This is a genomic window from Mesorhizobium sp. WSM4313, assembly GCF_002294725.1.
Classification (GTDB): Bacteria; Pseudomonadota; Alphaproteobacteria; order Rhizobiales; family Rhizobiaceae; genus Mesorhizobium.
The window spans coordinates 125,586-140,660 of record NZ_NSFT01000002.1 but is presented as its reverse complement, the minus strand read 5'-3'; the positions used below and the strand labels follow the sequence as shown (position 1 = coordinate 140,660).

Below are 15,075 nucleotides of genomic sequence, written 5' to 3'. Positions count from 1 at the left end.
GCAGGCTCCGAAAATGCGCCCAAGCCATGTTGACCGGACCGCTCCTTGGTCCGGCCGCTGCATTTTACTTCGAAACGGACCGTGCGACCATTCGAATAGACAAACCTGATGACGGTTCAATTCCATTCGGCAGATTTTCACCGGCCGCAAGCGGCACTATGATGGTCCACGGGCATTCACCTTGGGGACTCTCTCCCATGCCGACATCCGACAATCCGCCATTTCCCGCGGCCCTGCGCCTTTTTTCGGTGGCGGTCATCATCGTCCTGATCGTGGGCGCGGGCCTGTTTTTCGCGCCTGTGCTGGTCAAGCCGAGGTGGCCTTGGGCCGTCACCCCGTTCAATGCCCGCTTCCTCGGAGGCTTCTACACCGCCGAAATGGTCGTGATGGCGGCGCTGCTGTTCTGGAACCGCTGGTCGCCCGGCAGGCTCGTGCTGGTCATGGCCTTCATCTTCACGGTCATCGTCTCGGCGGCTTCGTTCATCAATCTCGGCTATTTCAACTTCGAGCGCAAAGCGCCGTGGCTGTGGTTTTTGGTCTATCTTGCCTCGGCCGCGGTATCCGGGCTGTTCCTGTGGCGGGCCAGGGCCCGTCCTTCGGTAAAAGGCGTGGCCTTAACCCCCGCATGGCGCGGCTACATGTCAGCGGAAACGGCGATCCTTGGGCTATACGGCGTCGGCATGTTGCTGTTTCCCCGGGTGGTCAGCAGCAGTTGGCCATGGCCGGTCGATCCCTTCCACGCCCAGGTCTACAGCGCAATCTTCCTCGCCGGCGCCGGCGGCGTATATCTCCTCTGGAAAAACGCGCCGCGCGAGGAACTGCTGGTGCTAGGGCTGGCGCAGTTTCTGGTTGGCCTGCTTGCCATCCTCGGCCTCTTCATCACCGACGCTGCAGTGCACCGGATCGGCTGGACGGCGACCGGGACATTGTGTTGGCTCGCCCTTTTCGGCTGGATCGGTCTCAGCGGCGTCTTCAAACTCTACGCTGCCTTGCGCTATTTTAGCTAGCAATCGGCATCATAGATTACGGAGACGACTGGATTTTCGGGTGACGTCCGGTGCATCGTGCCGGGCCGATTGCCTTCGCCGGGAACGCCATGACCAGCACGACCTCGCCATCCTCCAACAAAATCCAGCCGCAGCTCCGATCTGTCCGGCCAAGCGATGCGGAGGCACTTTGCGCTATCTTCAACATGCCGGGCTTCCGCCGGGGCACGTTCAGAATGCCTTTCGAGATGGTGGAGCAGGTGGAGCGGCGCATCGCCAAGGCCGGCCAGGAAACCACTTGGATCGTTGCGGAGTTGGACGGCAAGGTCGTCGGCCATGGCAGCTTGGTCGTGCAGGGTTCGCCGCGCCGTTCGCATATCGGCGAGATCAATATCGGCCTTGACGATGCCTTTGTCGGCAAGGGCATTGGCTCTGCCATCCTTGACGCGCTGCTTGACGTGGCCGACAACTGGCGGGCCCTGAAGCGAGTCGAATTGACCGTCTATGCCGACAACGAACCGGCCCTCCGTCTCTACACAAGCCACGGCTTCGTGGTCGAAGGTCGGCATGTGAAGGCCGGTTTTACCGACGGGCAGTACCACGACCTCCTGAGCATGGCCCGGCTGCGGTTCTAAGATCCTGTTTAGCCTTAGCTGTTTAGCCAATCTGACAATTCGTGCCGGGTCGGCGAACAGGTGATTGCTCATGGAGAACTCCATAGGATACGGTCAATTTCGTCTCACACCATTTGATCGAATTGACGATCTGGGCTGGCCGCATCCAGCAAGTCTGGTCTCCTTGGCGTTTGCACTGCAAGCGGCTAGACGGGACCAATGACCGCCGTCTTTGATCCATCTCCTACGCCTCCGGTGGAACCTCTGGCTTTGCTGTCGCCGCTCTGCCCGGAAGTCGTGCGTGACATCGAGCAGAACTGGAATGCACCGGTTTCCGACTACGCCCGCCATCTGTGGCGGCCGGTGGCAAGGCCTACATCCGGCCCCGCGATCGCTGCCCGCTCGATCCTGCGCGAAGTCCTGCATCAGCGCCTCGGTGTGATTATGCAGCCTGAGGAGATCGGCAAGGCCCTCGAAGAGTTCGAGCACAGACCGGTGATTCAGTCCGGCCTGCACTGCCTGCTTCTGATGGACCGGATCACCTTCGATGCCCTCCTGATTGCTTGGCTCGGCGCGGTCGAAAACGGGCTGTCGGCCTTCTTCGGCTTCATGGGAACGACGATGACCATGGAAACAATTAGCCGGGAGGGGCCGGGATGGCTCGATGTCGGCGACGACAAGATCAACCTGTTCGGCATGGGGCGCCACAAACTGTGCCGCAAAAGTGTCTGCGTGGCCGGTCCCGTCTCCCTCAACAAGCGCGCGCTCGAAGCGGTGGGCGATGAAACGGATGCCAGCCGCTGGCTGGGCACACTGCTTGCCAGTCAAGACAAGGTGTTTGGAACCGCTGCCGATGCGCTGACAGCCTTCAACCAGGATCTGGTCGCCAATTGGGATCGATCCGGCATGGCCCTGCCGGTTTTCATTGATGATCGGCTCGCCGCGGCTGCCATGGCTCGGCATCTGGAATATGACGACAGCCTTCTGTCCAGGCTGCTCGTTGAGCCCGCAAGGCGCCAGCGTCTCGAACGTGCCTTGCAAGAGGCCGCATCGAGCCCATTTGGCAGATTCCTGCCCAATACCACGGCCTATTTCTGGGGCATCCGCGAGGAGCGCGTGCGCAAGCTCGTCCTCGAGAACGGGCACCTGGTCGAGCCCGACAGGCCGCATGGTCTTTCCATCCCGTTCGAGCGGCCGTATCTCAAGCAGGCGCTGCTGGACGGCGTGCTGCTGCCGAACTTGTTCCTGATGTTCCTCGTTCTTGCCATATTGCCGCGCGTGCGGGCTGTGGGCGGTTTGAGACAGATTGGCTATGTAGCGCTTTTCCACTCGATCCTGCTGGCTGCGCTAGACGAAAACGCGCCGGAAGAGCGCGATCTGGCTGCCGAGCTGCAGGTCCGGGAAAATGCCTGGGGAATGCGGGTCATCGATGAAAAGATCTCGGTCCGCGAGCAGCTTGCCGGCCTACCCGAGGGGGCGCTCTTCCCGGAACTGCTCCGGCAATATCGTTTGCGGACATTTGCCGAGACGACCGACGACCTGAAACTCGTTCGCGAAGACGCCCGGTGGCGCAAGGTCGGCCAGGCAGAGATCAAGGCGACCTGAGCCTCACTTCAGCCCTTATCTCAGGCTGTTTTTCTAGGGTGCAACCGCAAGCGACGGCGGTTTATCGGTGAGCCTCTGGCGTCTGATCCGGCCGCTTCCTTGAGGGTTAGCAGCAGTCAAACGGAAACAAAACGGTTACGGAGGCTCCATCGCGATCGGCTGCAGTTCAAGGCCAGACCTGACTTGGCCTCACCTGTCATTGCACGATACCGGCCTTGCGGAGCCCGTCCACGACGAGTTCGAAATCGGCAGGGTTCTTGTAGGGCAAGACTTTGCGTCGGTAGTCCAGCGAATAGTCCGGATTGACGCGCAGCACCTCCTGCCATGCCCCACGGGCCTCGTCGAAACGGCCCAGATGGCCGTAGCTGGCGGCCAGAAGCGCGCGCGAGACATCGGTGGCAGCGTTGCGAGCCAGCCGTTGCAGCAAGAGGTCAACGGCCTCTTCGTACCTTCCGAGTTGAAACGATGCCAAAGCCTGGAAATGCAGAAGCACATCCGGAAAGTATGGATTCAAGGTCTTGCCCCGGGCGAAACTCTCGAGCGCCTCTTCGGACCTGCCCGAATAGTGCAGCGCCTCGCCGAGGATCACGTGCCCTTCGGCGAAGTTCGGATTGAGGGCTATCGCGTGCTCGGCTTCGTTGATGGCCTTATCGTGCCGTCGTGTATACAGCTTGACGATAGCCAACGCCCAGTGCGCCCAGGGATCGCTCTCATCCAGCGTTACCGCTCGCGTCGCAGCCTCTTCCGCTTGCGCCATCGATTCCGGCGGCGACCCACTCCACCTGTTCAGGTAATCGAGCCCGTGCGTCAGGGCGAGGAAGGCGTGGGCAGAGGCAAATTTCGGGTCAAGTTCGATGGCACGTTGCAAGAGGTCGCGGGCTGCGACGTTCGTCTCCTTCGTCAGCCGGTGCCACAGCTCTCGGCCCCGTAGGAAATAGTCATACGCCTCCGTGTTGCGCGCATACTCGGGCGCCAGCCGCTGACGGTCGCCCTCAGTCAGATTGAGCGCCAACGCACCGACGATCTGCTGCGTCACGTCGTCCTGCACGGCGAATATGTCGGTCAGGTCGCGATCGAACCGCTCCGCCCAAAGATGGCCGCCCGAGGCTGCATCGATGAGCTGCGCGGTAATGCGCACCCTGTTCCCCGACTTGCGTACGCTGCCCTCAAGCACATGCCGCACGCCGAGCTTCGTGCCCACCTCCTGCACACGGACATTCTGGCCCTTGAAGGTGAACGACGAATTGCGTGCGATAACGAAGAGCTGCGACAGTTTGGACAGCGCGGTGATGATGTCTTCAGAGATGCCGTCAGCGAAGTAATCCTGTTCGGCGTCACCACTCATGTTGGCAAACGGCAGGACGGCGATCGATAGCTTCGGCGGCGCTGCCGTCGCCGGTCGCTCCGTCGCGGTTTCCGAGGTCGCGGCCGCCTTGGTTCCGGCGCTGCCGACTTGCAGCGAATAGACCCGGATCGGCTCGGCGATGTTCTTGAGCTGCGTGCTGCCGAGATCGCTGACCGAGAGGTCGAGCCTCGCCTTGACCTGGCGATAGGCATCCTCGGACAGGCAGATGGCACCGGGCGCCGCGACGCCCTCCAAACGCGAGGCGATGTTGACGCCGTCGCCCATCAGGTCGCCGTCGCTCTCTTCGACCACATCGCCCAGATGGATGCCGATCCTGAACTCGATGCGGCGGTCCTGCGGCACGCCGGCATTGCGCTCGACCATGCCGTTCTGAACCTCAACGGCACAGCGCACGGCATCCACCACGCTGCGGAACTCGACCAGCGCTCCATCCCCGGTGCGCTTGATCACCCGCCCGTGGTGCACTTCGATGGTCGGATCGATCAGGTCGCTGCGCAGCGCCCGCAACCTCGCCAAAGTACGATCTTCGTCCGCGCTCGCGAGCCGGCTGTATCCGACCACATCGGCAGCCAGGATTGCCGCTAGCTTACGATTCTCGCTCATGGGTCGTCTCCTCATTTCCAGGATAGCAGGAAGACGGAGGGTAAGAGGGAACTTTCGCAAGGGACGGCCAGGCAGCCGCCCGAATCGACAGCGCTCTGCCACAGAACCCACACTAATCGCTCGATGCCCATTTGCGTTGCCGCTTGCTGGTCGACGGCTATCGGTTCATCCTTGTGTGAATACCCGGCCGTGAAGTGCGTAGCTAGATCACGCCGTCACGGCCCCTGGTGAGGTCTTGTTCGATGGACTGCGCGGGCTGCGGTTTCGAGGTTGAGGATGGTTACGCTTTCTGTCCGAGGTGTGGCAGGCGCCAGCCCGTGCCATGCTCCAGTTGTGGCTACGTCTGCGCACCTGATTTCGAGTTCTGTCCGAAATGTGGGACAAGCGTCGGTGCGCCGGCAAAAGCCGTCGAACGGCCTGATCCGACACCAAGCCGGACCATTGTGCCGCCTTCTCGAACTCCGTCGCTGCTTGCAAACATCGAAAGCGAAGACGGGCTGCATCCCGTCTCTGACGCCGATCGCAGGACGGTAACGGTCTTGTTCGCCGACCTTTGCGGCTTCACCACACTCAGCGAGCAGCTCGACCCAGAGGTCATGCAAACGCTGCAGAACGAACTGTTCAAGGAATTGACAGCGGCAGTGCGAAACTTTGGCGGTTTCGTCGACAAGTTCATCGGCGATGCACTGCTTGCCTTGTTCGGTGCACCGGTCGCGCATGAGGACGATCCGGAACGTGCGCTTCGCGCCGCTCTCGACATGATGGCCCGGACGGCACGGCTCGGCGAAAGCGCTCCCCACTCCGGCTCGCCTCTGTTGCTTCACATCGGCATAAACACTGGTCCGGTCGTTACTGGGGGATTGGGCATCGGTACCGCCAAATCCTATTCGGTGACCGGCGATACGGTGAACACGGCGCAACGCCTGCAATCGCTGGCCGCACCGGGTGAGGTGCTGGTTGGCGAGCTCACTCACAGGCTGACCCGGCATGCCTTTGCTTACGAGTCGCTGGGTGATGTCGTGCTTCGCGGCAAGGCTGGCAGCGTGCTAGTCCACCGACTGGATGGACCGCTTGCGGCGCCGCGTGCAGCGCGTGGGCTCGAGACGCTCGGCCTGAGCGCGCCGCTAATAGGCCGCGGCGCGGAGCTCAATAGAATGCTGGCCAGCCTTGATCAGGCGTGCGGCGGCTCGGCCCAACTTGTCCGCCTTGTCGGAGAAGCCGGTATCGGGAAATCGCGGCTGGTGAGGGAGTTCGTCGCCCGCGTCGGCGACGAGGATCGTTTTCGCAACGTCACCGTGCGGCAGGCCACGTGCTCGCCGCTTGGCGAACAATCATTCGGCGCTTTGGGTGCAGTGGTGCGCAGCGCTGCCGGGATGATGCAAAACGACAGTGGGGAGGAAATGCGGGGCAAGCTCGCAGACTTGCTTACCGATCTCGGCCTGCAGGGCGAGGAGGTGAAGCGGCTGATGCCTTTGCTCTACCATGTGCTTGGCCTTGGCGACCCCGACGCCACCTTGCAGCATGTCGAGCCCGAGCAACTGCGGCGGCAAATTCTCTACGCGGTCCGCACGATCATCGAACGGCGGCTTGCGTTGTCGCCGCTGTTGATTGTCGTCGAAGACCTGCACTGGGCCGACGCCGTGTCGCTCGAGGCACTGCGGTTCGTGATGGACAGGTTGGAACGCACGCGGTTGATGTTGCTGGTCACGCATCGTCCGGCGCCGCACAACGACCAGCTCGACTCAAGTCGGGTCAGTCACACAGCGCTCAGGCTTTCGCCGCTCAACGGTGATGACGGACGCAGCCTGCTGGGGGCGCTTTTCGGCGAGAGCTGGGTAAACACCGCAGGAGGACTTCCCGACCAGATCCTCGAGCGCGCGGGCGGCAACCCGCTTTTCATAGAGGAGATTGTTCGCGGCCTTATCGATCGCGGTATTCTGGTGCGCGAGGGCCAGCGATGGCGGACGGTGGCAGGCGAAGCCGCAACCGGCATTCCCGCCACTATCCAGGCAATGTTGCTTGCCCGCGTCGACCGACTGCCCCAAGAGGTGCGACGGTTGGCCCAGGAAGCCGCGGTAATCGGCCCGCGCTTCGATGCCACACTTCTAAAAGCCGTGACAGCCGACCCAGGCCGCCTGGAAGCCGGCTGCGAACTGCTTTGCGATGCGGAAATCATCGAGGAAGTTGCCGGATCAGGTTCGGTCTCATCGCAAAGCTACCGCTTTACGCAAACATTGCTGCAGGACGTGATCTATCAGAATCTGCTCCTGCAACGCCGGACCGACATCCACGGGCGGATCGGTGCCGCCTTGGAGCAACTGTGCGGCGACAAGCCGGAACGGCTCGAGGATTTGACCGTGCTCGGTCATCATTTCGCACAGAGCGCCGAGCGGGAAAGGGGCGCGCAATACCTGCAGGCGGCGGGCGATCGCGCTCGCATGATATATGCCAACGACGACGCCCTTCGTTTCTACGAGCGAGCCATGACTGCGTTGGGCGCGGTCGGGCAAACACCGCTCAAACTGGCAATTGCAGAGCGCATTGCCGATTTGAGCGGTCCGCTAGGCCGCCGCGAGATCGCGCACCAGCACTACGAGACGGTCTTGCAGGCATATCGCGAGTCCGCCGATCGCATCGCTTCGGCGCGAGTTTTGCGCAAGATCGGTCGGCTGTTCTGGGACGTCGGCAAGCGGGACCACGCAGAATCCCGTTATGCCGAAGCGGCAGCGCTTCTCGATGGCGCGGATGCCCCGGTCGAGCAGGCGCATCTCTGGCAAGAACGTGGCCGACAGGCGTTTCGTGGGGGAGATCACGCTCTTGCGGCAAAATGGGCAGACGCGGCGCTGGATTGCGTACGCACTCTGACAGCCGAGCATGTCTCAGAGATGGGGCGTGATGCCACTCTTGTGACCGCCGAGGCACTCAATACCAAGGCTGTTGCGCTGGCTCGCCTTGGGCGAGACCATGAAGCCGTGCGTCAGATTGAGCGCAGCATCGAATTGGCCGAAGCCGCCGGTCTGCTGGGCGCGGCCTGCCGCGGCTACACCAATCTCGGCGTGCTCTACACGACCATCGATCCGGCACAGGCCATAAAGGTCTGTCGCCGCGGTCTTGAAGTGGCGCGCCATATTGGTGATTTGGGCTTCCAGGCGCGCCTCCTCGCCAACCTGGCGGTTGCTTGTTGCACTTTCACGGATCGCTGCCCAACGGAGGGCGTGCCTGCTGCCGAGAAGGCCATCGAGATCGACCGGGCGCTCGACCAGCGCGAGCACCTGCCGGTGCCGTTGATCGTGCTTGGGCAGATCCACCAGTGCAACGGTCGTCCGGAACTGGCGGTTGGCTTGTTCCAAGAAGCACTGGACGTAGCGCGCGAAACGAGTGAGCCTCAACTGCTGTTTCCGTGCTATGATGGTCTGGCAACGCTTAATCTCGACCTCGACAACCTGGCCGAGGCTGAGCGCTACTTTTCCCTGGCGCAGGGTATATGCGCCCAGCACGGGCTCGACCCGGAAGCGCTTGTGGTGCTGCCTTTTCTCGATTAGCCGGGTGGGAGGTTGAAAAATGTCCGCGCGTATTGAGTTGGTACCGCTTCAACCGGGCGATCGTGCGCCGAACGTGGTGCTCGACGCCATCACCCAGGAAGGCAAGATCGCGCTTGACGACTTCCGCGGACAAAAACCGGTGCTGGTCGGCCTGTTTCGAGGTCTCCATTGTGCGTTCTGCCGGCGCCATATCGCAGCCCAGGCGCGGCTTGATCCGGAACTGCGCGAAAAGGGGGTGGAAAGCCTGACGGTGGTCAACACGCCGATTGAGCGGGCGCGTCTCTATTTCCGCTACCACCCGATGCCGAATCTGCTTGCGGCTTCCGACCCCGAACGCGCTTCACATCGTGCCTTTGGACTGCCCAACCTCGAATTCACCCAAGACGAAACGAACTGGCCGTACAAGGTCTCGATGACAGCGGCAAAGGATATGCGGGTCGACATACCAGGCGAGTTGCCCGCTCCCATGGATCCTTTTGCGGCCAGCGAATTCCTCGACAAGAAGGACCATTACGAAGTGACCGAGGCCGACGAGCAGATGATGGCAACGGGTCACGGACAACTGATCGGTCAGTTCCTGCTGGACCGTCAGGGGGTCGTCCGCTGGAGCTTCACTGAAGTCCCAGAGGGTGGGCGATACATGTTTGGGGCGCCGAACCCGCAGGAGCTGATGTCAGCCGTGTCCCAGGTCGCCCAATAGACTTGCGACAAAGGTAGTCGGCGGACACCGACAAAAAAGCAGAAGAGGTTTGTTCACCGTTCATTCGAGTACGGCCTCGACAGTGGCAACAAAGTCGTCGAGCGAGCGATCCCCGCGAACCTCGATGCGCGGAAGGTCGATGGGGTCGCAATCGAGGTCCGCCGGCCCGTGTTTGCCGCCGAAGCCGATCCGATAGCCGCACTCTTTGGCCAGCCGGCCAAGCCGTCGGTCGGTGACAGAGAAGGGTGCCGCGAACGTCGTGGTTGGACGACCGGTCCACCGTTCGATGAACATACGAGAACGCAGGAGCTCGGCGGCCAGGTCAGAACTCGACAGACCATCGATCGCGCGATGCGTCGCCAGATGGCTTCCGAAGAACGCACCTTCGCCGGCGAGGCGTCGCACCATCCCGGCGTCCATAAGCTGCGTCGGCGGACCACAGTGGGCGTCCCACTGGGCACTTTTGCCCACCAAGTCCGTCACCAGGAATACTTCCGCGGTCAGGTCGTTCTTGCGCAAGGTCGGCCAGGCATGGTCGGCAAAGTTCTGGAAGCCGTCATCGAAAGTGATGAGCACTGGGCGGCCAACGAAAGGGTGGCGGTTGGCAATGGACCATTCCAGCTGCTCGGACATAATCGCGTGAAAGCCATTGGAACGCAGCCATGCCATCTGGCCTTCGAATGCGGCGGGCGTGCACCGAAAACGGGCGAGCGCGGCCGGACCATCATCGGCGACGCTGTGATACATAAGGACAGGGATACGCTGCCGCCGCTCGCTACGTGCGACGTCGCGGCGCAAGGCCCGTGCCCCGCCCCAAACGATATTTCGCGCGACCCCAATACCGATGGGTGCGCGGATCGGCACATGATCAATCATCGGTTCCGTCGCCACGTCGTCTGGTGACAGGCGGTGGAAGCGGTCTATGCGATAGAGCTCGGTCTGGATCGATTGCTCGAGGACGAGGCCTTCAGTCGCTGCCAGCGTCTCTGAGATCGCTTGTGCGCCGAAAGTGTTCCAGTCGAAGCCCGTCCTTTCAACATTGTCACGGAGTACGAATGCGTGTGCGCTGATGAAACTGCCGCCAGGCGCCAACGCCTCAACAAATTTCTTGGCGATACGCCGCAACTCGGCGAGATCATCCAGGTAGTAGAGCACTTCCGAACAGACGATCAGATCCATCCCACCTGGCAGCGTGTCCGCCGAGAAATCCAGCACACCGAATTCAACATTCGGCTGATCGCTGCATCGCGCGCGCGCCCGCCCGATGGCTATGGCGGAGATGTCAGTTGCGGTCAAATGGCCCACTCGCGGCGCTAGCTGCCGCGTGAAGTGGCCCTCCGCGCAGGCCAGCTCAAGCGCCCGTCCGATAGGACCGGCAGGCAGAATTTCGAGCTGCCGCTCATATTTTTCCTGCTCATAGGGTGAACTGTAGTTCCAGGGGTCCTCCGTCGCGAAATAACGATTCCAGAACGACGTGCGATCATTGTCGTGGTCATCCGCGGCCCGTGGACGGCGCGGCACTGCAAGAGGCTCTGTAATTTCGGCGCTCGACCGAACCAGCCCCTGCGCTTCAGCGACCAATCGGGCGAGTTCGCCGAAGTGGCTGTCCGGATCAGACGGATGCTCCGCCATGGGCAACGACGCCTCGGCTGCAGACAGGTTTGAATCGTCGGCAACGCCGCTCTGCGAGGCCAGCTTAATCCAATGGCTCCTTGTCACTTTCCCGAGCGCGCCGAACTGCACGCGGGCCCCGATCCGGCCGTCCACCATCAGATAGGCATAAATTTGGTCGATTCCTTCCGGCAATTCTATCGAGATCGGATTTCGAGCGTCGACGCGAATTCCCAGTGTCCGTGCCAGTCTGCGCGGCGCGGCGAGATCGTCGAAGTCGAGAAGCATTTGCTCAAGGTGATACTGGACGCGGCGACCCGCAGCGGGATCGTCCCAGATCTTGCCGAGTTCGATGATCAGCTCGGTGAGAGAGCCGCCGAACCTCTCCCATCTGGCAGCCAGTTGCGTTGGCACCGATAGGCTTCCTACCAAAAGGCCATCGAAGACCACCTTGGCGACCTCACGCGCCCACTTACGTCCTGCCGGGAGCGCGCGCAGGGACTGCGGGTTGATCGAGTGCGAGCCGCCGCCGCAATCCGACGCGGCGTTCCACAGTGCGAACCACGCGAGTGCCTGGGAAGCGGTGCGGCCGTTCGCCTCGATCGCTCCATTGGCGTGAGCCGATGCTGGGTGTTTGACCCTGGGATCAGGAGAAAAGCCGCGGGCGATCACGATTTCCGCATCTGCCAGCATCTGCGTCGAATTGCGGGAGAGCGAGTTGGGGCTGACGCTATAGAAAGCGAGCGGCTCGTCGACCATCACCCAACGTTTGCCTAGACGTGCGAGGCGCTGCCACAGATCCCAGTCCTCGCAGGTGCGCAGCGACACATCGAAACCGCCCAACTCGACAATTGTCTCCCGGTCGACCAGCAGCGCGTGAGTGCGAATGGCACACCGGCGGGCGAAAGTTTCGAAGGGCTGGATCGCAACCTCAGTTGAGATGCTCGACGGGGTGAGTTCGCCATCGGGCATCACGCGCCGAGAACCGCAATAGGCGGCCACTGCATCGGGCGTGGTTTTCAATGCGGCCAGCATTTTCGCAAGGAAGCTGGCATCCACCCAATCGTCCGCGTCCAGAAACATGAGCCATTGGCCGCGCGCTGTCGAAATCCCGCTATTGCGCGCGCCGGCGGCGCTATACGCGCAAGACCTCAACGCCCGAAATCGGGCATCGTGCTCCACATAACCGGCAATGATAGCGGGGGTGCGGTCCGTGGAGGCGTCGTCGACGATGATCGCCTCCCAATCCACTATTTCCTGATCGAGAAGGCAATCGAGCGCGCGCGCCAGCGTTACCTCCGCGTTGTGCGCAGGAACCACGATTGAAACCAAAGGATTAGACGCCACGCCGTCCTACCCGCGCCTAGTTCGAAGGTGGAACAGGATGCGTTGGTCTTTCTCGGCGCAGGCCGTCACAAATCGACCGTCCGTCGACCCATCATCCATCACGACTATATCCAGTACCTGGTAGGTCTTCCGGCGGATGCCGGCAAGCGTTGCGCCGATGGTTTTCTTGGCATCGAACATCGGTATCACACCGCCTGCGGTAGCATTGTCCTGGATCATCGAGCTTTCGTTTTCTTCGGCAAGAGTCGGCGAATGTCAAAAACGTGCCCGGCGCAACGGTCTAGCTCGGAACGATGAAGTCTTGCACCACAACTTCGGCTTCTTCAAGGTAGGAGTAAGGGGGGACATAGACGTCGTTGCCTGCCGATTTGAGGGAAGGTTAAACCACGATGCCACTCATGAATCGACGATTGGGAGCCGGGTATCTGGCGCGCCCGGCACGACATTTCGGAGATCTGACGGCACTGCTGGCGGTGATTGCCGGGCCGCTCGTCCTTGGGATCGCCCTCTTGTTGGCCGGTCCGGTACAGGCACAGGCGCCGGCGGCCGTCCCGCCTGAAAAGGTCAAACAGCTGTTCGAGCTTCTCGACGATCCGTCAGTGAAGGCCTGGGTGGCCGAACAGCGAAAGCAGGGCTCCGGGCCGACGGGAGCGCCTGCCGAGGCGGGAGCTTCGCCGGCCGACATATCGTCCGACCCCGCGGCCGCACCGGGCCAGATGAATACGATGGCATCCTCGACGCTCGATCGGATCAAGCATCATATCGAAAGAATTGCGCGAACCGTGCCCTTGCTGCCAGGTCAGTTCGCGCGCGTTCGCACGGAGACCATGGACGATATGTCAAGCAAGGGCTCTGCCGGCGTATTCATGCTGATTGCGATCTTCATCGCCGCCGGCGTGGCGCTCACCTGGGCAATGTACAGGCTCACCCGTCCGTTTCGTCTTTGGATCATCGCGCAGTCGAAGGATACGCCGATTGGGCGAGCCAAGAAGATTGGCGGCCGCACGCTTTATTCCAGCCTGCTGATCGTATCGTTCGCGCTGGGCAGCGCCGGCGCGTTCATGTTGTTCGACTGGCCAATGCTTATCCGCGAGATCGTGCTGACATTTCTGATGGCTGCGGTCGTTACGGCGGGTGTGCGCATGTACCTCGCAGCCATGCTCGTCCCTTCCTTCATGAAAGTCGAGAACGCCGTCGAGGTTCGTGCTTTGCCGATCACCAACGAAACGGCCGACCATTGGTTCTATTGGGTACCCCGGATCGTCGGCGTCTTCGCCTTCTTCGGCGCGGCGTTTATCCTCTTGCCGGGTCTCGGCATCGATCGGGACGGAATGCTGGTCCTGTCAACGGGCGCCGATTTCGTACTGCTGTTGCTCTTGCTGCTTGCGGTTTGGCGTCGACCAAGAACACAGCGAGACGGTGCGCACCAAAGCGGCCACACGGCAGCGACATGGCTATTGACTGCTTATTTCGTCGTTCTGTTCCTGCTGCGCATCGCCGGCCTCAATATATTATTCTGGTTTACCTTCGCCGCATTCTTCCTGCCTTTGGCGGTCGTGCTGACGCAGCGCGGGGTCAATTTCGTCCTGCGGCCGGGTTCGGAGGATGCTGGCCGGCCTACGATCCCGGCGGTGACGATCGCTGTCATCGACCGCGGAGTCCGGATGATCTTGATCCTGGCGGCGGCTTATTTTCTCGCGCGTGTCTGGGGCCTGGACATGCAGTCGATGCGGGACAGCGATACGACGACCACGGTCGTATTGCGCGGCCTGATCAATGTCGTGGTCATTGCCCTCGCAGCCGATTTCGGCTGGTCGATCATCAAAGCTTTGATCGAACGAAAGCTGGGCATCGTAACACCGCACCCTGTGATCGGCGACGAGGACGTCCCGATCCTCGATCCGCAGCAGGCGCGGCTGCACACGCTCTTGCCTATCCTCCAGAACATTCTGCTCGCATCGATCATAGTGATGGCGGTGCTTATGATGCTCGCCTCGCTGGGTATCCAGATTGGCCCGCTGATCGCTGGCGCTGGCGTCGTCGGCGTCGCGGTGGGCTTTGGGGCACAAACCATCGTCAAGGACATCATTTCGGGCGTGTTTTTTCTGCTCGATGATGCGTTTCGTGTCGGCGAATATATTTCCTCGGGCAATTACAAGGGTACTGTGGAAAGCTTTTCGCTGCGCTCGGTGAAGTTGCGCCACCATCGTGGTCCGCTGTTCACGATACCTTTCGGTGAACTCGGGGCAGTTCAGAACCAGAGCCGTGACTGGGTTATCGACAAATTCAATATCACCGTCGGCTATGACACCGATATCGACTTCGCCCGCAAGCTAATCAAGCGGATCGGGCTCGAACTGGCGGAAGATCCCGAGTTCAAACACTGGGTGCTCGAACCGATCAAAATGCAGGGCGTACAGGAGTTCGGCGAGTACGGCATCGTATTGAGGGTCAAGGCCACAACCAGACCGGGAGGCGCCTTCAACATGAAACGCAAATTCTATGTACGTCTCCGCCAGGTCTTCAAGGAGCAGGGCATCGAACTCCCATTCCCGACCGTCCACGTCGAGGGGCTGCAGAACCCACATGGGAACGCGCCGTTGGAGATCACACCCGAGTTGAAAGTGGCCGTCGCGCAGTCGCACACCAATCGGCGCAGAAAAAAAGCCAACACAACGGAGTAGGAAAGCTGTGACACCTG

9 protein-coding genes are annotated in these 15,075 nt (G+C 61.4%); 6 read left to right on the top strand and 3 right to left on the bottom strand.

Translation table 11 applies throughout. The annotated features are described in order from the left end of the window. Positions 1 to 197 precede the first annotated feature (197 nt). The 3 genes from CK219_RS05475 (at position 198) to CK219_RS05465 (ending at position 3,205) form a co-directional block, all read left to right on the top strand. Entirely contained in the window at positions 198 to 1,007 is an 810-nt protein-coding gene (locus CK219_RS05475; protein WP_095765754.1) for a hypothetical protein, read from the top strand. An 89-nt stretch (positions 1,008 to 1,096) separates the two neighbouring features. Continuing rightward, on the top strand, positions 1,097 to 1,621 hold the full coding sequence (locus CK219_RS05470; RefSeq protein ID WP_095766169.1) for a GNAT family N-acetyltransferase: 525 nt from the start codon (positions 1,097 to 1,099) through the stop codon (positions 1,619 to 1,621). Between the two features lie 198 nt (positions 1,622 to 1,819). Beyond that, positions 1,820 to 3,205 carry a hypothetical protein gene (locus CK219_RS05465; protein WP_095765753.1) on the top strand — a complete coding sequence of 462 codons (1,386 nt, stop codon included), beginning with the start codon at positions 1,820 to 1,822 and terminating at the stop codon, positions 3,203 to 3,205. Between the two features lie 196 nt (positions 3,206 to 3,401). Here CK219_RS05465 and CK219_RS05460 read toward each other — a convergent pair whose 3' ends face one another. Next, positions 3,402 to 5,174 carry an adenylate/guanylate cyclase domain-containing protein gene (locus CK219_RS05460; RefSeq protein WP_095765752.1) on the bottom strand — a complete coding sequence of 591 codons (1,773 nt, stop codon included), beginning with the start codon at positions 5,172 to 5,174 and terminating at the stop codon, positions 3,402 to 3,404. Between the two features lie 242 nt (positions 5,175 to 5,416). On the opposite strand from CK219_RS05460, the gene CK219_RS05455 reads away from it, so the two are divergent. Both CK219_RS05455 and CK219_RS05450 read left to right on the top strand, forming a co-directional pair. After that, a complete protein-coding gene (locus tag CK219_RS05455) occupies positions 5,417 to 8,716 on the top strand; it encodes an adenylate/guanylate cyclase domain-containing protein (RefSeq protein WP_141245304.1) in 3,300 nt (1,099 codons plus the stop codon). Between the two features lie 19 nt (positions 8,717 to 8,735). Further along, a complete protein-coding gene (locus CK219_RS05450; protein WP_095765750.1) occupies positions 8,736 to 9,416 on the top strand; it encodes a redoxin domain-containing protein in 681 nt (226 codons plus the stop codon). A 60-nt stretch (positions 9,417 to 9,476) separates the two neighbouring features. Here CK219_RS05450 and CK219_RS05445 read toward each other — a convergent pair whose 3' ends face one another. Both CK219_RS05445 and CK219_RS05440 read right to left on the bottom strand, forming a co-directional pair. Beyond that, the gene (locus CK219_RS05445; protein WP_245340407.1) at positions 9,477 to 12,359 is read right to left on the bottom strand and encodes a trifunctional glycosyltransferase/class I SAM-dependent methyltransferase/polysaccharide deacetylase; all 2,883 of its coding nucleotides are present in this window, start codon (positions 12,357 to 12,359) and stop codon (positions 9,477 to 9,479) included. A 21-nt stretch (positions 12,360 to 12,380) separates the two neighbouring features. Then, on the bottom strand, positions 12,381 to 12,593 hold the full coding sequence (locus CK219_RS05440; RefSeq protein ID WP_095765748.1) for a glycosyltransferase: 213 nt from the start codon (positions 12,591 to 12,593) through the stop codon (positions 12,381 to 12,383). 179 nt (positions 12,594 to 12,772) lie between these two features. Here CK219_RS05440 and CK219_RS05435 point away from each other — a divergent pair, with 179 nt between their 5' ends. After that, positions 12,773 to 15,058: a mechanosensitive ion channel family protein gene (locus tag CK219_RS05435; RefSeq protein WP_245340406.1), complete on the top strand. Its 2,286-nt coding sequence runs from the start codon at positions 12,773 to 12,775 to the stop codon at positions 15,056 to 15,058. The last annotated feature ends 17 nt before the right edge of the window (positions 15,059 to 15,075 follow it).